Raw genomic sequence first — 23,448 nt, forward strand, 5'->3', positions numbered from 1 at the left:
TACTTCCACCCCAACTACAGCGCCCCCGCCCCGTCATTCCCGCGCAGGCGGGAATCCAAACGGCCTCGCAGCTCGCATCACCATGCCAGCCAGCCGAAAAGCCAAATGGATCCCCGCCTTCGCGGGGATGACGGTGCTGTGAGCTCGTGGTATCGACCCGTAGCTACCGCGCTTCCAACACCCCCCGAATGCAACCGCAGCCCCACTCCTCCATATCCACCCCACCCTAACCCCGCCCTATCGCCCATCATCAATCCCGCCCATAAAACCCACCCGCAGCAAAATTCCCAGCTAAGATAGAGCAATTACACTAAAAACAAGGATGCCCCATGAAAGCCATTTTCCCCATTACGCTTCTGGCCAGCCTGATCTCCGCCAGCACCTTTGCCGCCTCCTACTCCGCACCTCAGCCCCTCGTTGCCCCGTCCGAATTCAAAGGCGTGCACGGCCTGGCGGTGGACCATCAGGATCGTCTGCTGGCTGGTAGCGTCGTGGGTAACAGCATCTATCAGGTCAGCCCGGAGAGTGGCGAAGTCAGCACCGTTATTGGCCCCGACCATGGCCAGGCGGATGACATCGCTATCGGCCCAAATGGCGAGATGGCCTGGACCGGTTTCTACTCAGGCCAGGTGCTCTATCGGGAGAATGATGATGCGCCCATCCGCGTCCTCGCTGAAGGCAAACCCGGCATCAACTCCATCGCCTTCAACCAGCAAACCGGCAAACTGTTCGCCAGCCAGGTGTTCCTCGGCGACGCGCTTTGGGAGATTGACGTCAAGGGTGAGTCCGAACCGCGTTTGATCAAGAAAGACATGGGCGGCTTCAATGGATTTGAAGTGGGCAAGGATGGTTGGGTGTATGGCCCGTTATGGTTCAAAGGGGAAGTCGTCAAGATCAACCCGGTAGATGGTGAGATGGAAACGGTGGCTGACGGCTTTGGCACCCCGGCTGCGGTGAACTTCGATTCCAAAGGCAACCTCTATGTGGTCGACACGTTAAGCGGTCAGTTGATGCGTGTAGATATCGCCACCGGCGACACCGAGCTGGTGGCTGAGCTCGACACAGCGCTGGACAACCTGGCGATCGATGCACAGGACCGCATATACGTTTCCAACATGGCCGACAATGGCATTTCCCAGGTCAACCCGAGCACCGGCGACGTCCGCGTTATCACTCAGGGCGAGTTGGCGGTACCTGGGGGTATTGCGCTGGCGGAAGATGGCAAAACCCTTTACGTCAGCGATGTGTTCGCCTTTCGCTCGGTAGATACAGCCACCGGTGAGGTGCATGATATTCGCCGCGCACATGGTTCAGACGTCGAGTACCCCATCGCAGTTGGTCTGGGTAAAACGCGGCTACTGCTGACCAGTTTCTCCACCGGCACCCTTCACGTTATCGACCGCGATGGTCACAGCACCATCCGGATCATCCACGGCTTGAACGCCCCTTCCGATGCCATCGAACTGCCCGATGGCAGCATCGTGGTTAGCGAGCTGGCTAGCGGATCACTGGCGCAGCTGAGTGGTGCCGAGCTGGATAACAAACGCACATTGGCAGACGGGCTTCAGGGCCCTGTGCAGATGATTCTGGGCCAGGACGGAAAGATTTATCTGACTGAAGCCGCGGGCTTTCTGACCCGAGTGGATCCCGCCAGCGGTGAAGTAAAGCGTGTTGCCGAAGGCCTGCTGATGCCCGAGGGTTTGGCGCAGACCGCCGATGGAGATTTCGTTATCGCGGAATCCGCCGCTCAGCGACTTATACGCTTGAATGTTGAAACCGGTGAACGTATCACCCTGGCAGAGAATCTGCCCATAGGCTTCCCCGCCGGCCCCGGCATGCCGCCCAGCGGGATTCCGACTGGGGTCGCGGTGGCTGCTGACGGCACAGTGTATTTCACCTCTGATGTGGATAATGGGCTGTACAAGATTGAGCTGGAGCCGGCCGGGAATTGAGGCTGGCTTTCTGACGAACCATGCCAAGGTCAAAATGGATTCCCGCCTTCGCGGGAATGACGATTTGAGATGCGGGGAATGACGAGCTGAGATGCGGGGAACGACGAGTTGAGCATTCAGGAACGACGAGGTGGGCGCGCCAACTCCCCGTCATCCCCGCGCAGGCGGGGATCCAAGCGGACTTCCTTCTGGCACAACCACTGAAGTAATACTCGAGGCCGTATGGATTCCCGCCTGCGCGGGAATGACGAGGTGAATGCAGGAATGTGTGGGGGCTGAGGATGCCAGCGGGGGATGGGAACAACGAGACACGCACAACAAGCCCCGTCATCCTCGCGAAAGCGGGGATCCATTCGGCTTTTTTGTTTGGCCCGGCGGCTGAACCCAACCGCCGGGCCAACTGAATGACCGTCTTACCCCTCGGCAATCAACTCGCGCAATACAAAGTGCAGAATGCCACCGGCCTTGAAGTAGTCGATCTCATTACCGGTATCAATCCGGCACAGCACCTTGAAGCTGACCTTCTCGCCGTCAGGCCGCGTGGCCGTCACATTCAGCGTCTGCCCAGGCCGCAGGTTGTCATCAATACCCTCGATATCAACCATTTCATGCCCATCAAGCATTAGCTCGCCAACGTTCTGCCCGTCCACGAACTGCAGTGGCAGCACGCCCATGCCTACCAGGTTGGAGCGGTGAATACGCTCGAAGCTTTCGGCAATCACGGCCTTGATGCCCAGCAGATTGGTCCCCTTGGCTGCCCAGTCCCGGCTGGAACCGGTACCGTATTCCTTGCCCGCGAACACCACCAATGGCGTCGCATCCTGCTGGTAGCGCATCGCGGCATGATAGATGGACATCCGCTCACCACTTGGCGCATGAATGGTCTCGCCACCCTCTTCTCCACCCAGCATACGGTTGCGAATGCGGATGTTGGCGAAGGTACCGCGCATCATCACTTCATGGTTGCCCCGGCGTGAGCCATAGGAATTGAAGTCCTCCGGATTCACACCCAGGCTCTGCAGATATTCACCAGCAGGTGAGCTGGCCTTGATATTGCCCGCAGGCGAGATATGGTCAGTGGTGATCGAGTCACCAAATACCGCCAGTACGCGCGCCTGATTTACCGGCTTGAGCGCCTGGATAGGCTGGTCGATCTGCTCGAAGTACGGCGGATTCTTCACATAGGTAGAGTCTTCTTTCCAGGCATAGGTCTTGCCCTCCGCCACCGGAATCGACTGCCAATGCTCGTCGCCGCTGAACACATCGGCGTAGCGCTCACGGAACATGCTGTCTTCTACCATCGCGACGGCCTCGGCAATCTCTGCGTTGGTGGGCCACAGATCTCGCAGGAATACTGGCTTGTTGTCCTTATCCAAGCCCAATGGCTCTTCGGTCAGGTTCATCCGCGTATTACCCGCCAGCGCATAAGCCACCACCAATGGCGGCGATGCCAGCCAGTTGGCTTTCACATGCTGATGCACGCGGCCTTCAAAGTTGCGGTTGCCCGACAACACCGAAGACACCACCAGATCATGTTCGCTAATCGCATTGGCAATGCTTTCTGGCAACGGGCCGGAGTTACCGATACAGGTGGTGCAGCCGTAGCCGACCAGGTTGAAGCCCAGGTCATCCAGGTATTGGGTAAGCCCTGCCTTGAGCAGGTAATCCGTTACCACCTTGGAACCCGGCGCCAGCGAAGACTTGACCCAGGGCTTGCGCTGCAAACCACGCTCCACCGCCTTCTTGGCAACCAGACCCGCCGCCATCATGACCGTCGGGTTGGATGTATTGGTGCAAGAGGTAATCGCCGCAATGACCACAGCCCCATGGCTGAGCACATGCTCTTCGCCGTCGATCTGCACCAGGGCATCCTCGCTGGTAGAACCTACTGCGGTCCCACCACCGCCCTCGCCTTCGAGCCGCGACTGTTCGTTATCCACTGGCCGAATCTGCAGGCCCAGCAGTTCATCAAAAGCCTTGTGCACATCGCCCAGGGCCACGCGGTCCTGTGGGCGACGCGGGCCGGCAAGGCTGGCTTCCACGTCGTTCATATCCAGGTGCATGCTGTCGGTAAACTCGGGCTCATGCCCGGCTTCGCGCCACATCCCTTGAGCCTTGCTGTAAGCCTCCACCCGCGCGACCACGTCATCCGGGCGGCCGGTCAGGCGCAGGTAGCGCATGGTTTCATCATCCACCGGGAAGAAGCCACAGGTAGCGCCGTATTCCGGCGCCATATTGGCAATGGTCGCACGGTCTGCCAATGGCAGTTCCGCCAGTCCATCGCCATAAAATTCGACAAATTTACCTACTACGCCCTTGCCGCGCAGCATCTGCGTCACGGTCAGTACCAGGTCGGTAGCGGTCATGCCTTCGCGCAACTTACCGGTCAGCTTGAAGCCAACCACCTCGGGAATCAGCATGGATACAGGTTGGCCGAGCATGGCTGCCTCGGCTTCGATACCACCGACACCCCAGCCCAATACGCCCAGGCCGTTGACCATGGTGGTATGCGAGTCAGTCCCCACCAGCGTGTCCGGATAGGCCCAGTGCTTACCGTTTTTTTCTTCAGCCCAGACGCTCTGGGACAGATATTCCAGGTTTACCTGGTGGCAAATACCCGTACCCGGCGGCACGACGCGAAAATTATTGAAAGCCTTCTGACCCCAGCGCAGGAACTCATAGCGCTCGCCGTTGCGCTGCATTTCCATCTCGACGTTGTCGTTGAAGGCGCTGGCATCAGCAAAGTGATCCACCATCACCGAGTGGTCAATCACCAGATCTACTGGCGACAGGGGGTTGATCTGCTGCGGATCGCCACCGGCTCGCGCCACCGCATCGCGCATGGCGGCCAGATCGACTACCGCGGGAACGCCAGTGAAGTCCTGCATCAACACCCGTGCCGGACGATACTGGATCTCACGGTCTGACTTCTTGTTCTTCAGCCAGTCGGCCATCGCTTGAATATCGTCGCGCGTGACCGTTTTACCGTCCTCGTGACGCAACAGATTCTCAAGCAATACCTTCAATGAGGTCGGCAGTCGGCTCAGGTCACCTAACTGTTCTGCTGCCTTGGGAAGCGAATGGTAGGCATACTCCTGCTCGCCTACTTTCAATGTGCTGAGCGTACCCAGGCTATTTACATCAGACATAGTTATCTCCTTAATCGGCCGGCGACTGAGTGCCGCTTATCATATTGGCTATGCTTCACCCTAAATGGCCATGCTAGATACCGCAACCTTCGCTCAAGATGCACGAGCACAGGCCGATATAAAGCATAGCCGAACAACCAGATACGGAACCCTAATGCGCAACAATCAGCCAGTCACACAGCGGGAACAAACGTTCAGTGCGGAGCAACGCCTGATCTCCACTACTGACCTTAAAGGCAAAATCATCTACTGCAATGATGCTTTCGTCGCCGTCAGCGGGTACGACCGCAATGAACTGATTAACAGTCCGCATAATATGGTCCGCCATCCAGATACCCCCGCCGCAGTATTTGCCCACATGTGGGGCTACTTGCAGAGTGGTAAGAGTTGGATGGGCATAGTCAAGAATCGTTGCAAAAACGGTGACCATTATTGGGTAAATGCGTTTGTCACTCCCATTTGGGAGAACGGCAAGACCGTTGGCTATGAATCCGTACGAGTCAAGACAACCCCGGCGCAGGTCGCGCGCGCAGAAGCGCTCTACGCTCGCCTGAACAAAGGTAAAAAGCCCGTAGGGCTGGATTGGTCCAATATCGCGACAGATGTCCTGCCCGTCGTCGCCATCGCCGCCGGCGGCGCCTTGGCCGGGCTATTTCTTGATGGCTGGGGCATAGCCCTGGCTGCCGCCATCGCCCTGCCCGCCGGCTTTGCATTGAAAGCCTTTTATGATCAGGGATTGCAGGGCGTGCTCAAGGTCGCCGACAACAGTATCAACGACCCCCTGCTCGCCACTATGTACACCTCGCAGCGTGGCGTTATGGGTCAACTGGAAATGGCCTTGCTAAGTCAGCAAGCGCGCCTGCAAACCTGCCTGACCCGCGTACTCGACAGCGCCGAACAGCTCAAGGCCCAAGCCAACGAAGCCAGCGAACTGGCCACCCGAAGCCACGACGGCCTCAACCAGCAGCGCATCGAAACCGACATGGTCGCCACCGCGATCAACGAAATGGCCGCCGCCACCCAGGAAGTGTCCGGTAACGTGCAGCGCACTGCCGAGGCCACGCGCGAAGCCAATCAGCTCTCCGCCCATGGCAAGGCAGTTGCCAGTAAAACCCGCGAAGCTATCGAGGTTCTTTCTGCTTCCGTCAGCTCCGCCGCCACCGTGTCCTCACAATTGGCCACCGATGCCCAGGAGATCGGCAAGGTCGTCGATGTAATCAAGAGCATCGCCGACCAGACCAACCTGCTCGCGCTGAACGCCGCCATCGAAGCCGCGCGCGCCGGCGAACAGGGTCGCGGATTTGCCGTGGTAGCCGACGAAGTGCGCGCTCTGGCCAGCCGTACCGCTGACTCCACAGAACAGATTCATGGCCTGATTGGCAATCTGCAGACGGCGGCGAAACGCGCGGTCGACACCATGCGCGCCGGCCACGAACAGGCCGACCGCGGCGTTGCCCAGGTGATAGAAGCTGACGAGGCGCTGGACGGCATTCGCGCTGCAATCGAACGCATCAACGACATGACCGGCCAGATCGCCAGCGCAGCAGAAGAGCAAAGCGCTGTCGCCGAGGAAATCAACCGCAACGTCAACAACATCTCCGGCCTGGCCGACACCACAGCGACTCAAGCCCAGCGCAGTGCGGTGCTGAGCAATGAGTTGGCAAGTACTGCTGCGCAGCAGGCGGCGTTGGTGGAGCGGTTTAACAAGCGCTGAGACAAATCGGGGAGCGGCCAAGGGGCATGGATCCCAAAGCCGCCTACCCTCATCGTCCCGCCGTTTAGTCATTTCAGCTGCACCGTGCCCACCTCAAGGCCTTCGTTGTTACCCCGCTCCGGTCATTCTCGCCCCTTCTCATCATTCCCGCCTTCACTCCCGTCATTCTCGCGAAGGCGGGAATCCATACGGCCTCGCGGCATACTTCGACTCACTCGCCAAACGAAAAGCCCAATGGATCCCCGCCTTCGCGAGGATGACGACAAAAGACCGCATCTCCCCCATCCCAACACGTCTTCCCGCCACACTCCGTCACCCTCGCCACACCCCAACATTCCCGGCCCACTCGTCCCCACGTTTCCGGCCCACTCACCGCGCCAATTCCCGCTCCCTCCCGTCATTCCCGCGCAGGCGGGAATCCATCTTGACCTTCAACTGGCCATCTCACACACCCACCCCACTCCAAACTCGCCTGATAGTGCTAAACTGCGCCTCTTTGCTTTCAGCCCCAAGGACATCACCATGTGCGGAATCGTCGGCGCCGTCGCCCAGCGCAATATCACCCCAATTCTGATTGAAGGCCTGCTGCGTCTTGAGTATCGGGGTTACGACTCCGCCGGCGTCGCCGTTCTTGCCGAAGGCAATGGAATTCACCGGGTACGCGCAGTCGGCAAGGTCGTCGAGCTGCAAAACGCCTTGCAAGCCACTCCAGCGGTCGGCCACTTGGGCATCGCCCACACTCGCTGGGCCACCCACGGCAAGCCGGCTGAGCACAACGCCCACCCACATATGTCCGGCAAGCTGGCGATCGTGCATAACGGCATCATCGAGAATCACAGTCCGCTGCGTAAAAAGCTGATTGAGCTCGGTTACCAGTTCACCTCGGAGACCGACACCGAAGTCGTCGCGCACTTGATTGCCCATCACTACAGCGAAAGCCACGACCTGCTCGGCGCCTTCCGCACTGCGTTAGGCGAACTGCACGGCGCTTACGCACTAGCTCTGATGCACGAAGACCAACCAGAAACGCTCTACTGCGCCCGCATGGGCAGCCCGCTGGTGATCGGCGAAGGCAGTGACGAGCACTATATCGGCTCCGATCCGCTGGCCCTGTTGCAGGTAACCGACCGCTTCCGCTACCTGGAAGAAGGCGACCACGCGCGCCTGACCATCAACACCTGCGAAATCTGGGACCGCCAAAACCAGAGCGTCGATCGTCCATTGATCCGCTATGAACACGCCGCGCACAGTCTGGAAAAAGGTGAATACCGTCACTACATGCTCAAGGAAATCTTCGAGCAGCCCCAAGCCATCCGCGACACCTTGGCCGGCATTGTCGGTGACGATCATGTGCTTACTGCAATCCTCGGCCCCGACGCAGAAACCCGTCTGGTCGATATCGCCAATATTCATATCGTCGCCTGCGGCACCAGTTATCACGCCGGTCTGGTCGCGCGCTACTGGATCGAAGCCCAGGCAGATATCCCCTGCACTGTCGAAGTTGCCAGCGAATACCGCTATCGCACTGTCGTAGTGCCGGACAACACCCTGCTGATCACCATATCCCAGTCCGGCGAAACCGCCGACACTCTGGCTGCGCTGCGCTTCGCCAAGGACCAGGGTTACCTTGCCACTCTTGCGATCTGCAACGTTGCCGGCAGTTCGCTGGTCCGCGAAGCCGACTGGCGCCTGCTGACCCACGCCGGCCCGGAAATTGGTGTCGCCTCGACCAAAGCTTTCACCACCCAACTGGTAGCCCTGTTATGGCTGACCACCGCACTGGCCCAAGTGAAGGGCAAACCAGCCGACCAGATCGCCGCCAACGTAAAAGCGCTCAAGGATCTGCCTGCCATCATTGACCAGGCGCTGACCCTTGAACCCCGCATTACCACCCTGGCAGAGCGCTTTGCCAACAAGCATCATGCGCTGTTCCTGGGCCGCGGCACGCACTACCCCATCGCAATGGAAGGCGCACTAAAGCTCAAAGAAATCAGCTATATACATGCGGAAGCTTATGCCGCAGGCGAACTCAAGCATGGTCCCCTGGCCCTGGTAGACGAAGATATGCCCGTCGTCAGCGTCGCCCCCAGCGATGCCCTGCTGGAAAAGCTCAAGTCCAACCTGGAAGAAGTCCGCGCCCGCGGTGGTCAGTTGATCACTTTCGCCTGCGAGACCATCGATCAAAGCGACGACAGCAATCACGAAATCATATGCCTGCCCTTCGTCGAGGACTGTATCTCACCGATCTTGTACACCATTCCGCTGCAGCTGCTCAGTTATCACGTAGCCTTGGTCAAAGGCACCGACGTAGACAAGCCTCGCAACCTGGCGAAGTCCGTCACAGTCGAATAACCCCAATGGGTCCCCGCCTTCGCGGGGATGACGATTCTGTGGCGAGGCGAGGATACGGCTAATAGTCCAACCTATGGAATCCGCCTAAATCCTCGTCATTCCCGCGCAGGCGGGAATCCAAGCGGTCTCGCAGTTCACTCCCGCCCGTTTATCCAGCCGAAACGCCAAATGGATCCCCGCCTTCGCGAGGATGACGGTTCAGTGGCGATGAGAGGGTACGGTTTGTCGCGAAGCCGCAAAAGCACACCCTAAGACCCCGTCATTCCCGCGCAGGCGGGAATCCAAGCGGTCTGGACCAGTAACACACCTTCCCCGTCATCTCGTCATTCCCGCAAAAGCGGGAATCCATTTTGACCTTGGTTTTTATTGTCTTTCCGCCCCACGGATCACCATCTGCGCAACTTCTTGCACACATATCCCATTGATCTGATTGACCTTTCTCCCCGTACAGCTCACCCATTTTGCCGACTGGCTCACATAACTCCCCACCTCGATCTGCGATAATCTGCGCGCGCCCAGCACGGCCGCTTTCGCTTTCAGCCCTACCAGCACAAGGAACATTGGATGTTCTCCGCCGCCAACCAGGCCCACTTCACCCTCGATATTCGCGGCCTCAGCCACGACTTCAAAGTCCTGTCCTTCGAGGGCGTCGAGCACATCAGCCAGCCCTACCATTTCCAACTGGAACTGGTCAGCGAACGCCCGGACCTGGATATCGACCGCCTGCTGCAGCAACCGGCCTTCTTCAGCTTTGCAGGGAATGGTAAGGGCATCCACGGCCTGATCCACCGCGTCGCCCAGGGCGATGCCGGCAAGCGACTGACGCGCTACCATATCGACTTGGTCCCTCATCTGTTTTACCTGGGCCACCGCACCAATCAGCGCATCTTCCAGCACCTGACCGTACCGCAGATCATCGCCCGGGTATTAAGCGACCACGGCATCCAGGCCGACACCTACCGCTTCCAGCTCAACAGCGAATACCCACAACGAATCTACTGCACCCAGTACGACGAAACCGACCTGCATTTCATTCAGCGCCTGTGCGAAGAAGAGGGCATTCACTACCACTTCGAACACAGCACCGATAATCATCTTTTGGTGTTCGGCGACGACCAGACCGGCTTCCCGAAACTGGATCGCCCCACCGCTTACATTCAGGACAGCGGCCTGGTCGCAGACGAGCCAGTGATCAAGCGCTTCGCCATGCGCGTCGAAACCCGCCCTAGCCGCGTCACCCGCCGGGATTACGACTTCGAAAAACCCCATCTACTGATGGAAGCGGCACACAAGACCGAGCAGCCGGTCGAAGGCGATCAACCGCCAGTCCCGCTACCCGACCTGGAAGACTACGACTACCCCGGCCTGTTCAGCGAACGCGCCCGCGGCAAACACCTGGCCAAACGTAGCCTGGAACGCCACCGCAGCGACTACCGCCTGGCTGAAGGCAAGAGTGATGTATTTACACTGATCAGCGGCCACTTCCTCACGCTGTCCGAGCACCCCAGAACCGACTGGAATGACCTGTGGCTGATCACTGGTATTCAGCACGAAGGCAAGCAGCCCCAGGTATTGGAAGAGTCGGTCACCAGCGACACCAAAGCATCAGATGGATTCACCCAGGGCTACCGCAATCAATTCACCGCCACTCCCTGGGATGTGCCCTTCCGTCCACAACTCGCCCACCCAAAACCGAAAGTGCTCGGCAGCCAGACCGCCGTGGTCACCGGCCCTGAAGGCGAAGAAATCCACTGCGACCAATACGGCCGCATCAAGGTCCAGTTTCATTGGGATCGTGAAGGCCAGGGCAACGACCAGACCAGCTGCTGGCTCAGAGTCTCCTCCAGCTGGGCCGGCAACCAGTACGGCGGCATCGCCATTCCGCGCATCGGTATGGAAGTCCTCATCACCTTCCTCGAGGGCGACCCCGACCAACCCCTGGTTACCGGCTGCCTGTACCACAAGACCCACCCGGTTCCGTACGAGCTACCCGCACACAAAACCCGCAGCGTATTCAAAACCTTGAGCACGGCGCCAGGCGGCGGCGGGGATGGCTACAACGAACTGCGCATCGAAGACAAGAAAGGCGAAGAACAGATCTACCTGCACGCCCAGCGTGATTGGGACGAAAACATCGAGAACGACCAGAAGATCCGTGTTGGCCACGAACGCCATGACCGCGTCGAAGCCAACAGCTACTCGGAATTCATGGCCGAAGAACATCACACTACTCACGCAGACAGAAAGACCGAGATCAAAGCCGATGAGCATCTGACCGTCGGCAACAACCAACACGTCAAGCTCGGCACCGGCCAGTTCGTCGAAGCCGGTCAGGAGATACATCTCTCCAGCGGCATGAAAGTCGTCCTCGAAGCCGGCAGCGAAATCACCTTCAAGGTCGGCAGCAGCTTCGTCAAACTCGATCCCAGCGGTGTAACGCTGGTAGGCCCGAGCGTCAAAATGAACTCCGGTGGCAGTCCTGGTGCCGGCAGCGGAGCAGCGCCCTTGTTACCGGGTGAGGTACAGGCGGCGGATAGTGATGTGGCGGGTGGCGTTTTGGCTCGAGCCCAACGTCAGGCTCTGCAGAAAGCCACGCCCTTGTGCGCAATCTGTAATGATCCGAAAGCATCCAAGGCCACGCCATGACTACAGAGTACTTGCTGCTGGACGGCGTTGTGTATGACCAGGCACTCCCCCGTCTGTACGGTCGCGACGACGATCTGGAAATCGAGCCACTTTACTCAGGCACGCCCTGGCAGGAAGTCGCTGACCTGGGGCCAATTCTGGTAAGACCTGGGCCACGCTCCACCCTTTTGGAAGAGGTAGAGAACGAACCTGAATGGCGTACCTGCGCAGCTAAACTTTCAAGCTCGGACCCGATGGTTGATGTTGCTCGCCATCTGCGTCAGTTCAACAAACTCACCGATACCCTTGGCAATGAGCGCCTACTGCGTTACGCCGATCCGCTAGTAGCCTGGTTCTGGCTGAATAGCTGCGGCCCGGCCAGTCTCAGGCGGATTCTAGGGCCAATAATTGAATGGCAGATTGTGCAACCGCAATGCACATGGGCTCCGCAGTCTGATATCTGCAGGCATGTCTTCAGCAGTATTGAAGCCACTGACGGCGAGCCATTACAAAAGCTCGGCCAAGCACAAATGACCGGGCTGGAAAAAGCTTATCACTGGCAACTGAAAGAACGGCTTTATGTCTGGTTGAAGGAAAACCAGCCAACTGACCTGGCGCGGCTTCCCGCTGAACAAATTGATACCTGGCTTTCCGAACGCCTGACCAGCGCGGATTCATTTGGTGTGACCAGTGAGCGAAGCATTGCCATCTGGTGCGCGCTCAGCCTGAGCCAAGGAGACGACTTCGCTGCAGCGGACGAAGGTGTTTATCAGCAATGGAGTGTGCGCCAGAAGGGCAAGCCCTTGCACACCGCCGATCAGCGACTGCAGCAGTATTACCAGGAATCAGTATGAGACTTGATAAAGGATTACCAAGGCCATGACCAGGAACATGACGATGCAGCAGCAGGATAACGCGACCAAAGACAGCCTTAAGGCCAATTTCGAAGACAAGCCCGCAGGCTTTACCGGACAGTGCCCGCTTCAGCAACAGGAAGTGGCAATCTTCCCGGTACGTTATGCTGTCGATGAAGCACCGCAAGATCCAGACGACCCAGCGCCCAATCCTATTCCGGCCGACTGGCAGGGCCACCAGTCCTTACCGCGACTACACAAACGCACCTACACCCTTCGCCAACTTCGCGACGGCTGGCTGTATGTAGTAGATCGCACCACCAACACGCTTGACGAATACCAGGTACAAGGTTCCAGCTTCAGCAAGGTGTCTCAGGGCAGCGCCGAGTCAGGCGACCCGTCCAGCTGCGCGAATGCCACCAGACACCTGCTCTACCCTCGCGACCATGAACTTTTGCTCGCCTATTCCAGTGTCGAGTGGACCTCATACACCCGGGAACGGATGGCGGATCCTGAGCTACAGTCGCGCTGGATGCGCGAACTTGATTTAAACAGTTATGTGCGCACCCTGGATGCCCCGCATTGCGCCCCGCTCAAGCAGCTAGCGGATACGGTAGCTGATATCGATGCAGGCCAAGCCTTAGCTGGACAACGTTTTGACAGCACCACAACCCCCAGCGAACCAATAGATACTGATGCCTATTACAAATCCGCTTTAGGCAGCGATACGGTGCTCGGTAGTGTTCCCGACCAGGATTCAGCTCTGTTTATTGCCCTGGAAGACACCTTGGGCATACTGGACGACCTCAGCATGCAGGCGGCGGGCCCAGCCATTGAGCTGGCAACATTCGAATCCGAGCACATGCACCGCCTCACCATCGCAGAACACGTAGAAATGCTCGCAGGCACAAACTTTTCCGAGCTTGAGTCGCAGATGGGGCTGACGCCCGATGAGTTCTACCAGTTCAAACAGAAAGCTCAGCGTTATCTGACCGCCAAAGCTACCCATCGAGAGGAGATGCAGAGCCCAAGCGAGTTTAGCGGAATTTCGTCATCCATAGACTCGACCCGCCTAGAAATCGAACTCAATACCGAGTACGGCGATACTATCGTCGACCAGTTGAACAGCCTGATAGATCAATGGGCCGCCCGTGACGACTTGAGAGGCCAGGTACGCTTTGAGGAATCGCAGCAGTTCTCCTTCGAAAAACGCCAGGAATTAGCGCAGATTCAAGCCGCTCTGACGCCAAGCCTGGAGGACTTGATCGCCTGGTTGGAGCACCTGGGGAGCGACCCGCTCAGTATATTTCACGACCAGACTGACGAAGAACAATGCCTGGAACTGATCAGCAATGCTGATGCCTGGCTTGGCTTCTTAACCCAAGATCAGGTCGGCCAGAGCTGGTTTGCTAAAGACTACGCCTCGCCTCAGACCCTGTTGGGATTGGCCCTGTACAACTTCGACGCTGAGCTCGCCTCTGGTATAGAGCAACTGGCGAACGAGTTCATTGATGAGGAAAGCATTAGCCTGGCTACAGCCAGTTCTGTCGCCAAACGCACTCAGGAAGTGTCTGACGTTCTGAGCAATGAGACCATCCGCAACAGCAAGATATTCCAAAGCCTGAGCCAACCAGCTCAGCAGAGCTTTGACACCCTGATAAAAGTGGCCAGTAGTAACTTCGAGAAACTCTGGGAAGGGTTTGAGTACAAGTTGCTGCCGGCAATCAGCTCGCGATTGGCCCCAAAATGGCGAACCATCGGCTACGTATCCATCACGATCTCGATCCAAACACAGCTTGACGTGATTATCCCGACGGTCGTCAAAAACCCTGAGTACCGGCAACAACTGGCACGCTGGACACGCGAAGAGATCTTGCTCAAACGTCAGATATCAGCCCAACAACGTATCGTTCGTACCGGGAATACTCATGATCAAAGAGCCGCGGATATTCATGTCCGTAGGCTGTCCAGCGACCTTGAAAAGCTGACAGCGGAAATGCCTCAGCAGATTGTTGCGCGCGGTACGATCCGAGCTCAAGTCCAATCGAACGAAATCCAGCAGCGCCTGGTTGCCCTTCAAACTCTCGGCCGTTCTGAGCTGGCTGTACAGATGGAACTCAAGGCCCGCGACTACGGCGCCTATATGAGGCGGGTCAACGACTGGGTAATCAACAACTTCAATCGAGGTTTCGCCGGACTTATTACCGTCCTCAACATCTGGAACGTGCACGCAGCGATGATCGTCGCCAGAGCGGACGGGGAATGGAGCCAGGGCGACTCATTGTCGGTGGGAACAGCTACGGCAACGATGTTGAGCGGGCTAACCGCATTGTCGTTAATGCCTATGTGGTCAAGAATGGCGCAGTTGACCGGTAACATCGCGATGTCCAATGGCAAATCTAAAACAATGTTGCTGACAAAAGCCGCATCCAATAAGTGGCTCGTTGGCCATGAGTTTAAACTCATGTTTAAGACCTTTGCAGCGAGAGCCATCACGATGTCCGGGCTGGCAGTAATAGCTTCAGTAATGGAAGGTGTACAAATTTGGGGTGATATTGAGCGGTCCCGAGCCACCGATGAGAAGATCGTAAATGGCGCAAAGCTATTTGGAGTTTCTGGTCTTGGTCTTATTGGCGCTTATCAACTATATGCAGCCTCTTCTGCCTGGCTTGGTGGGGGTGCAGCGGGCGCTGTTTTTGCGCCTTGGACGCTCATAGCAGTAGCTATATTCGGTTCGATTATTTTGATTTCTTCTGCGATTCTCGAGAGTATCAAGCGCGAAGGCTTTAAGCTTTGGCTACATCGGAGTCGGTGGAGCAGTTCCGACGCAGACTACTGGTCCGATACTGACGAAGGCCACAAGGATGAAATGCGCGCTCTCCATGAAGTACTAATGCGCCCAACAATTCTCGCGCAAACTCTCGATAGCACATTGAGCGACCGTTATAACCCCAACCGCGGTGGAATCTGGATAAAGCTAGTATTGCCCCCAGACGTCGCGGGGCACGATATTAATATCCACCCCGCTATGGTCACCGAGGGCGGTTGGTTAAGTGCCGACCGTCAAACATCCCACCGTTCGGGCATGTATGCCGGTTACTTTTCGCAAGGAAACTGGGTGAGACTGGATGACCTAGCTGAATGGGATTCACTGGAAGCGCGCAGATATAGGCATCAAACTGCCGCCCAGTATGGGCTAAATGACTGGCGAGTTTGGCTCGTTCATCTCCCGCACAGCAAAGGCATGGATCGTATGGAAGTAGAAATCCATTACCCACCTGCACTGTTGCAACGTCCCGACAATAAGGGGTATCGCTTCAGTGTTGACCTCAATGGAGTGAAAGCAGGAACACTCTATGAGAACCCTTACGTAAAGGGCCAGGTAACCGAGCCAACTGATAGCATTGAGAAATTGGTGCTAGACAGCATTCCCAGCGGCTCACGAAGCAGTTTTACTTTAGGAGTAATTTAATGCGGCGTACAGGTTGGCGAAAGACTCCGGATCTGTCAGGGCGAATGGAGTGGCAATATGCTAATGACCCCTTGGCAATGACTTGGACAGTAAAGGCCATCGATAGAAGCGTTGCATATTGGACAGCGCATTTCTCACCATTTGTAATAATTCCGTTGATGATTTTCATCGGTACTTTTTTTTATGGGGTCAACCTCTTTACTTGGCTTGCACTTTTTTGGATGGCAGTTGGGATTTTTCTTTACGTAAAAATCGGACTGGAGAGAACGGTTTTCGTCTACCGCGCAACCAACGAGCACCTAGAAGTATGCCAATGGCAGGATATTCCAGACTTGGTATTCACGTTCCTGCGAGTGTTTCCTTTCATCATCGTGGGAATCATTCTGATGTCTGTCATCAGTAATCCAGGTCTTTCCATTGCAGCCCTGGTCGGTCCTGCCTTAGTCGGTATATTGATTGCCTCGATGGGAGCCGACTCAAACTACAAAAAGATCTACAAAGATCTGGAACACAATGCCTACCGATGGGACGAAGTTGCTGATGCGCTCTTAGATACCCATCATGGCTTGATCCATTTGCGCTGGCCTTATGAGTTGCCTCCCGATGTCGCAGCCCAAGTAGACAATCCCGAACAGTACAATCGCCAAGGTTCGCCCCTCTATTTCCGGAAAGACCAGGAAAGTCGAGTTATTGAGTTGGTCTCTAGCAAATTGCCAATGAGTGTAAGTCTGGAAAACGGCAGGTACGAATACGATTTTTCAAGCTGATATTTAAGACAAGATTCAATAGGGTCAGACTGGTCGATTTCGTTAAACCATCCACGTCATCCTCGCGAAAGCGGGGATCCAAGCGGCCTCTCAGTCAGACACTGACGGTGTGATCAGGTTAGACGCTTTCTATCGTCGCTAGACCGCTTGGATTCCCGCCTTCGCGGGAATGACGGAGGGGGGGGCGGGAAATGCGGGTTGGGGTCGGCTGGCGATAGCAACCAGATCGAACACCCAAACACGGAACCAATTCCCCAACCCAGGCTCGTACCTTGACCAATGTGACACCAACGTCACGAGACCTTAATCAATCCGCCTTGTTTGAAGCGCATCATCCGTCTCTCAAGGCCGAGCGCTGCATGTTGCAGCGTCACGTTTTAGCTATCAGGACCCGTCAGATGAACGCGCTACTCAACTACGCCCCATTGCCCGTATTACCGGCCTATAACGCGCTGCAGCAGTCAGTGATTGATCAGGCGCGGAGCTGGATTCTGGGTGACAGTCTGGTGCTGGATTGTGAGACATGCGGTCTGGGCGAGGCAGCAGAGATTATCGAAATCTCGATCATGACCATGGGCGGCGTATTGCTGTTCAACTCGCTGATCAAGCCGTCCCATCCCATTCCGGAAGAAGCTACAGCCGTACATGGCATCACGGATGACATGGTCGCCAACGCACCCGCTTGGCCGGAGGTGCATGACAAGGTATGGGAGCTGATCAGGGGCCGACGAGTGTTGGCATACAGCGCGGCTTTTGACTTCGGACGGCTCGACGTCATGGCGCGTTTATATGGTTTGGATTGCCCGGCGGTCATTTCGCGCACTGCGGGCCGGATTGAGTTGTCAGACGGCACGACATGGGAGTGCGTGATGCAGGCCTATGCGCAGCTCTGGCAAGAACCTACTGCCAGCGCCAAGAGTGCGGATGGGTGGCGCTGGAAAGCCCTTACCGAGGCGTGCCGAGCACAGGGCATTCCGGTTGGCCGTGCCCATCGCGCGCTGGAAGACTGTTTGATGACTCAGGCTCTGGTCAATGCCATGGCTGGGGAACCGGCTACGCGGGCTAATAGCTTTTAACGGTTGTTGCCTAAAAGCAAAATGGATCCCCGCCTTCGCGAGGATGACGAGAGTGGCAGCTCGGTTGACGAGGGTGTGTGAATCCCCGCTCTCGCGGGAATGACGAGAAGGTACGATCCCGCGGTCGCCAGAGTGACAATGTCTGGGGCATCGGTCCTCGCAGGATTCCCGCACGGCGCCAGAAGTTTGTTAAGGTCGGGGTAGATACCCCCACCAGGAGGCAGACGATGGCGCACGATCAGTCAGAGCCCAGCAGCGACAACATCCCCGATACCATGGCAGCGATGCTGCTTACCGGCCACGGCGGCCTCGACAAGCTGGTTTACCAGCAGGATGTCCCCACGCCCCAGCCAGAAAACGGCCAGGTCTTGGTCCGCGTCACCGCGACCGCCAAGAACAATACCGACCGCAAGGCCCGCGAAGGCCTCTACCCGACCAAAGACAAGACCGACACCACCTCGTTCCAAATGGGTGGCACCCCTACCCTGACCTTCCCCCGCATCCAGGGCGCGGACGTGGCTGGGCGAGTTGTAGCGGTTGGCTCTGGTGTAGACGCATCACGTACCGGCGACCGTGGTCTGCTTGACTTCAATCTGTACGCCGATGACCGGCGGGATATTAACCTCACCCCCGATTACTACGGCCATGGTGCGGATGGCGGCTACGCCGAATATATCGCCGTGCCTGCCGATCAGTTCCACACCATCGCTAATCCGGAGCTGAGCGATGCCGAGTTGGCCTCGATGGGTATGTGCTCCTATCAGACCGCGCTGCATATGCTTACCTCCGCCGGCATTCAGGCGGGTGAACGCGTATTGGTTACCGGCGCCAGCGGCGGCGTGGGTACCGCGCTTATCCAGCTATGCCGCATTATCGGCGCCATCCCCTATGCGCTGAGTCAGCAAGACAAGGCAGACGCATTGATCAAGCTAGGCGCTGAGGCGGTGCTGGATCGCACTAACATGCAGGATTTCACCGGTCAGATCCGCGCCCTTACCCAAGACAAACCCATCGACGCCGTGATGGACCTGATCGGCGGCGAGATGACCGACCTGTTTATCGACAGCATGATCTTCGACATGAACAGTCGCACCAGCTACCCGCGTCTCAGTATTGCCGGCGCCAGCGGTGGCAATGTCAGCGAAATCATGTGGACGCGGATCTATCTGTACCAGGTGCAGATCTTCGGCGTATCGCACGGTACCCGTGAAGAAGCCGAGCAACTGATCGCCTGGATCCGCAGCGGCGAGCTCAAACCGGTATTGCATGCCGCGTTCAAGCTATCGGACCTGCACCGCGCCGAAGAATATTTCGTTAATCGTGGCAGCCATTACCTGGGCAAGATCGTCATTGTGCCCGACGCACAATGGCAGCAGCACGGCGCCCCCTATGCGCTACCGGAGAGCCCATGAGCACCGAACTGACCCTGCAATTGATCGACACCCATGCCGGCGGCGACGTTAGCCGTATCGTGATTGGCGGCATTAACCCCCTGCCCGGAGATACCGTGCGCGAACAGATGCACTACCTGCGCGATGACGCTGATGGACTGCGCAAGTTGTTGCTCAATGAGCCCTATGGCATACCAGAAATGTCGGTGGACTTGCTCGTGCCCGCTACGCTTCCAGAGGCGCAAGCGGGCTATATCATCATGGAGGTCATGGGTTACCCGATCTATTCCGGCTCCAACACCATTTGCACCGCCACCGCGGTGCTGGAATCTGGCCTGGTGGCCAAACAGGAAGGCACACAACGCTTTGCCCTGGAGTCACCGGCTGGGCTGGTGCATATAGAGGCACATGTACGTGACGGCGTGGTTGAATCCATCACTTGCGAAGGCTTGCCCAGCTATATCCACACGCACAACGCCAGCATCAACGTGCCAGGCATCGGCCCTGTCAATTACAGCGTCGCTTACAGCGGCGGATTCTACGCCCTGGTGGATGCAGCAGAGCTTGGATTCTCCCTGACCCGCGAAGAAGAGCGCGCGCTGAATGACTGCGCTTTTGCGATTGTCGAGGCGCTGCAGGCCGAGCGGGGATTTTCCCATCACACCTTGGGGGATGTGGGACCGTTGCCCTTTCTGCATTTCATGGGCCCGGTGGACCAGATCGCCGAGAACTTTTACCGTTCCCGCTCGACCACCTACGTGCATCCCGGCGTCATCTGCCGCAGCCCCACCGGCACCGGCACGTCTGCACGTTTAGCGCTGATGCACTATGAGGGGCGTATCCGAGCGGGCGATAAGCTGGAAACGGTATCGCTAAGGGATACCGGCTTTATAGGTGAGATGACTGGGACACATTCGTCCGGGACGCATTCGTCCGGGACGCATGAGCCCGGCACGCATCAGATGGTTGAGAACACCATTACCGGGAGAGCCTACGTACTTGCCCGCTCGGAGATTGTCATCAACTCCGATGACCCGATGGTCGAGTGCAGCGGGTTGAGACATATTCTGACCTCAGGGTAACCCCGCCCCTTCCACCCAACTACTCCGTCATCCGCGCATGCGGGGATCCATTTTGATTTGTGTGCGCAGATGGCCTGGTGTAACCCGAAAGTCAAAATGGATTCCCGCCTTCGCGGGAATGACGGGAGAGGGGCCGGAATGACGGGAGGGAGGCCGGAATGACGGGATGGACGCGGGAATGAAGATGCGGCGGGCTGACACTACTCCCCACTACTCCGTCATCCTCGCGAACGCGGGGATCCATTTTGATTTGTGTGCGCAGATGGCCTGGTGTAACCCGAACGGCAGAATGGATTCCCGCCTTCGCGGGAATGACGGGACGGAGGCGGGAATCGAGGGATGGAGGTGGGAATGGAGGGGTTTGAACACGGAAGTGACAGCGGGTGTGGGCGCTGGAATGCCAAGGACTGCGGCGGGCAGGGGGGGCGGACTCGCACTACGCCCGCCGCCCCACTCCGTCATCCTCGCGAAGGCGGGGATCCATTTTGATCTGTGCGCGCCCATCGCCGCGCTTAAAAACTAACCCGATAACCCAGGGTAAGAGTGCGTCCACGGCCCTTGAACATCTGGTCATCTCGAACGCTGGCCGCTTGGGCGTAGTAGCTTAGATAATCCTTGTTCAGCAAATTCTCTATACCCACGCTGGCCTCGCCCACCGGCAGGCTATAGCCGAGTGACGCGTCAAAAAGGCTGTAGCCGTCGAACTCGAGATCCGGATTGTCAAAGCTACGGCTGGCGTAGTGATTGGCCTGTACGCGAGTGTTCAGCTTGTCGCTCCAGTTGGCCTGCCAGCTGAGGCCGTAGCGGTCCGGGGAGATGTTGGCGCCGTCCAGGTCGGTGTCGACCTTGCCATCGTCATCGGTATCGGATTGACCATCCATCTGGGCATAGGTGGCCTGCAGGCGATGAACCGGGTTGATCTGCCAGCCGGTTGTGGCTTCAATGCCTTTGATTTCGGTGCGCTCGCGGCGAACCTGGAAAATCCCGCCCACATTCTGCAAGCGCGAACCCAGCTCGGCATCGGACTCGAAATAGCTGATTTCCGCATCGAAGGGACCGTGGTTGAAGCGCAGGCCGATCTCGCGGTTATCGGTGACGATGGGTTGCAGATCGAGGAAGCTGTCGACGCTCTGGTCAGGCTGGCTAATGCCGCGGAGCACACGGCCCACATCCGGCATACCGAAGCCTTCGGAATAATTGGCAAACACCTGCGCCCAGTCCGTGGCCTGGAATACCAGGCCAGCATTGAACAGGGTTTCTTCAAACGTCGGGCTCCCGCCCTCGACACTCACACCACCCGGTGGTGTCGTCGTGGAAGCGATAGTACGGAAACCGTCGACATCGAGCCTGGCGAATTCATGACGCACGCCAGTGTGCAGGCTAAGGCGCTCGGTGGCCTGGATGTCGGCTTGGAGAAAAGGCGCAAAGTTGCGGAAACGGGTTTCCGGCACCCATTCGCGACCGGTCTCGATCAACATCTGGCTGGTGGTGTCCTGCAGCAGGTCGAAACCACCGGTGAGCCCCAGCAAGCCGTCGAACATATCCTCTCGACTGATGCTGAACTTGCCGCCGTATTTGTCCGACTCATTCTGCGACTGGTCGAACAGGGTGCCCGCCGGCGCAATGGACGTATCCTGGAAGGAGGCGTGGCTGCCGCCGCCGAAGCGCCCACGAAAGCGCTGGCTATACAGCTGCGCGGTCAGGCGATTGCCCGAAAAATCATGGTGTTTGTAGCTCAGGCTGGTCGCCAGCACCTCGTTCTGCGGCGCCTCCCCTAGCGGCTCACCCTTGCGCGAAGTGGCCGGTGTGCCATTGGCGCGGTCGCCTGGCACATTGACGTACTCATGCTCGCCTTCGATCTCGAAGCGGTTGATCATCAACTCCAGATTTTGATCGTCGTTGAACCAGTAACCCAGCTTGAGCAGCATGTCGGTGCTGGTGGAATCCATGATGTCGCCCTGGGTATCGTCAACACCGATCAGTTCGCCATCGGCGTCGTAGAACATGCCGCGGGTCTGCCAAGCAAGGGCAGCCAGGTAATCCCAGTTGCCCTGATTACCTTCGAAGCGATAATCCAGCTTGTAGCCCAAACCTTCGGATTCATAGTCGGTCGGCCCATTAAGGCTGATCCCGGCATGCTGCTTGAACGTCCCGCCTGCGGGCCGCCGGGTGACGTAGTTGATAATCCCACCGGTAGCGCCGAGGCCGTGCTCGGCACTGGCGCCGTGGATTACTTCGATGCGTTCAACCATCGACAGATCGATGGTGTAGCCATCACGAGAGCTGTCGCGCAGCGGAGTGGACTGCGGTACGCCATCGATCAACACCAACGCCGAACGCCCACGGAAGGTCTCGCCGGAGCTGGTCATCTTCTGTCGGCTTGGTGAGTAGGATGGAATGAGATTGCTCAATACCTGGCCGTGGTCGGAGGTGATCGCCAGTTGCTGCTCAATCTGCTCGCGGCTGATGACCGTGATTTTCTGTGGCGTCTTGCCGGCCTCACTCCTGGCGCGGGTGGCGCTGATGGTAACGGCATCCAGCGCAACAGCCTGCTGGGCAAAGGCGGGTAGCCCGGGCAAAGTCAGGCAGGTCAGGGAAATACTCAGGCAAAGACGGGAACGACGGAACACAGGCACTCTCCTAGGGTGAACAACACATTGGCCGCGCACCATACAACAATTGCAAATAGCATGCATTATCATTCGCGTTAAAAGAGTAGTGTTCCTGCCTGGAAGCCGATTGGGTGGTGTCCGCCGAAGGTCAGAATGGATTCCCGCCTGCGCGGGAATGACGGATGGGGGTGGGAATTATGGAAGGGTCTGAAGATTCTCTGTTGAGATAGGAAACGCCTTGCCCCGTCATCCTCGCGAACGCGGGGATCCATTTTGATCGGTTCGCGCCGATCGTGCGGTGTAAGCCGAAAGTCAGAATGGATTCCCGCCTGCGCGGGAATGACGGATGGGGGCGGGAACGGCGAGAGTGAATGGGTACGATGATCGCGTGAATCGGGGATG

At 57.7% G+C, this 23,448-nt stretch carries 13 protein-coding genes; 10 read left to right on the forward strand and 3 right to left on the reverse strand.

Going from position 1 to position 23,448, the window contains the following annotated elements:
* The first annotated feature begins 329 nt into the window (after positions 1–329).
* On the forward strand, positions 330–1,952 hold the full coding sequence (locus EAO82_RS15480) for a PQQ-binding-like beta-propeller repeat protein (RefSeq protein ID WP_096346733.1): 1,623 nt from the start codon (positions 330–332) through the stop codon (positions 1,950–1,952).
* Positions 1,953–2,365: 413 nt separating this feature from the next.
* Here the strand turns inward: EAO82_RS15480 and acnA are convergent, their stop codons facing one another.
* Positions 2,366–5,101, reverse strand: a complete 2,736-nt coding sequence (gene acnA / locus EAO82_RS15485) for an aconitate hydratase AcnA (RefSeq protein WP_096346734.1) — start codon at positions 5,099–5,101, stop codon at positions 2,366–2,368.
* A 154-nt stretch (positions 5,102–5,255) separates the two neighbouring features.
* Between acnA and EAO82_RS15490 the strand changes: the two genes are divergently transcribed.
* Together EAO82_RS15490 and glmS are read left to right on the forward strand one after the other, a co-directional pair.
* Positions 5,256–6,815 carry a PAS domain-containing methyl-accepting chemotaxis protein gene (locus tag EAO82_RS15490; RefSeq protein WP_096346735.1) on the forward strand — a complete coding sequence of 520 codons (1,560 nt, stop codon included), beginning with the start codon at positions 5,256–5,258 and terminating at the stop codon, positions 6,813–6,815.
* A gap of 522 nt (positions 6,816–7,337) precedes the next feature.
* A complete protein-coding gene (gene glmS / locus EAO82_RS15495; protein WP_096346736.1) occupies positions 7,338–9,167 on the forward strand; it encodes a glutamine--fructose-6-phosphate transaminase (isomerizing) in 1,830 nt (609 codons plus the stop codon).
* Between the two features lie 363 nt (positions 9,168–9,530).
* Here glmS and EAO82_RS15500 read toward each other — a convergent pair whose 3' ends face one another.
* The gene (locus EAO82_RS15500; RefSeq protein ID WP_096346737.1) at positions 9,531–9,728 is read right to left on the reverse strand and encodes a hypothetical protein; all 198 of its coding nucleotides are present in this window, start codon (positions 9,726–9,728) and stop codon (positions 9,531–9,533) included.
* Between the two features lie 3 nt (positions 9,729–9,731).
* Between EAO82_RS15500 and EAO82_RS15505 the strand changes: the two genes are divergently transcribed.
* The 7 genes from EAO82_RS15505 (at position 9,732) to EAO82_RS15535 (ending at position 20,434) form a co-directional block, all read left to right on the forward strand.
* A complete protein-coding gene (locus EAO82_RS15505; RefSeq protein ID WP_096346738.1) occupies positions 9,732–11,813 on the forward strand; it encodes a type VI secretion system tip protein VgrG in 2,082 nt (693 codons plus the stop codon).
* The gene (locus EAO82_RS15510; RefSeq protein ID WP_096346739.1) at positions 11,810–12,646 is read left to right on the forward strand and encodes a DUF4123 domain-containing protein; all 837 of its coding nucleotides are present in this window, start codon (positions 11,810–11,812) and stop codon (positions 12,644–12,646) included. The genes EAO82_RS15505 and EAO82_RS15510 overlap by 4 nt, the downstream gene beginning before the upstream one ends.
* Positions 12,647–12,689: 43 nt before the next feature.
* Positions 12,690–16,118, forward strand: coding sequence for a T6SS effector BTH_I2691 family protein (locus EAO82_RS15515; RefSeq protein WP_143520316.1), 3,429 nt, complete (start codon positions 12,690–12,692; stop codon positions 16,116–16,118).
* Positions 16,118–16,885, forward strand: a complete 768-nt coding sequence (locus EAO82_RS15520; protein WP_096346741.1) for a hypothetical protein — start codon at positions 16,118–16,120, stop codon at positions 16,883–16,885. The genes EAO82_RS15515 and EAO82_RS15520 overlap by 1 nt, the downstream gene beginning before the upstream one ends.
* A gap of 398 nt (positions 16,886–17,283) precedes the next feature.
* Positions 17,284–17,961, forward strand: a complete 678-nt coding sequence (locus EAO82_RS15525; protein WP_174958915.1) for an exonuclease domain-containing protein — start codon at positions 17,284–17,286, stop codon at positions 17,959–17,961.
* Between the two features lie 227 nt (positions 17,962–18,188).
* A complete protein-coding gene (locus tag EAO82_RS15530; RefSeq protein WP_096346743.1) occupies positions 18,189–19,373 on the forward strand; it encodes a zinc-binding dehydrogenase in 1,185 nt (394 codons plus the stop codon).
* Positions 19,370–20,434 (forward strand): proline racemase family protein, encoded by a 1,065-nt coding sequence (locus EAO82_RS15535; protein ID WP_096346744.1) that lies wholly within the window; start codon positions 19,370–19,372, stop codon positions 20,432–20,434. Before EAO82_RS15530 ends, EAO82_RS15535 begins: the two co-directional genes overlap by 4 nt.
* Before the next feature lie 512 nt (positions 20,435–20,946).
* Here EAO82_RS15535 and EAO82_RS15540 read toward each other — a convergent pair.
* A complete protein-coding gene (locus tag EAO82_RS15540; protein ID WP_096346746.1) occupies positions 20,947–23,064 on the reverse strand; it encodes a TonB-dependent receptor in 2,118 nt (705 codons plus the stop codon).
* Positions 23,065–23,448: the final 384 nt, after the last annotated feature.

Source organism: Halopseudomonas pelagia (assembly GCF_009497895.1).
In the GTDB taxonomy this organism is placed as follows: domain Bacteria; phylum Pseudomonadota; class Gammaproteobacteria; order Pseudomonadales; family Pseudomonadaceae; genus Halopseudomonas; species Halopseudomonas pelagia_A.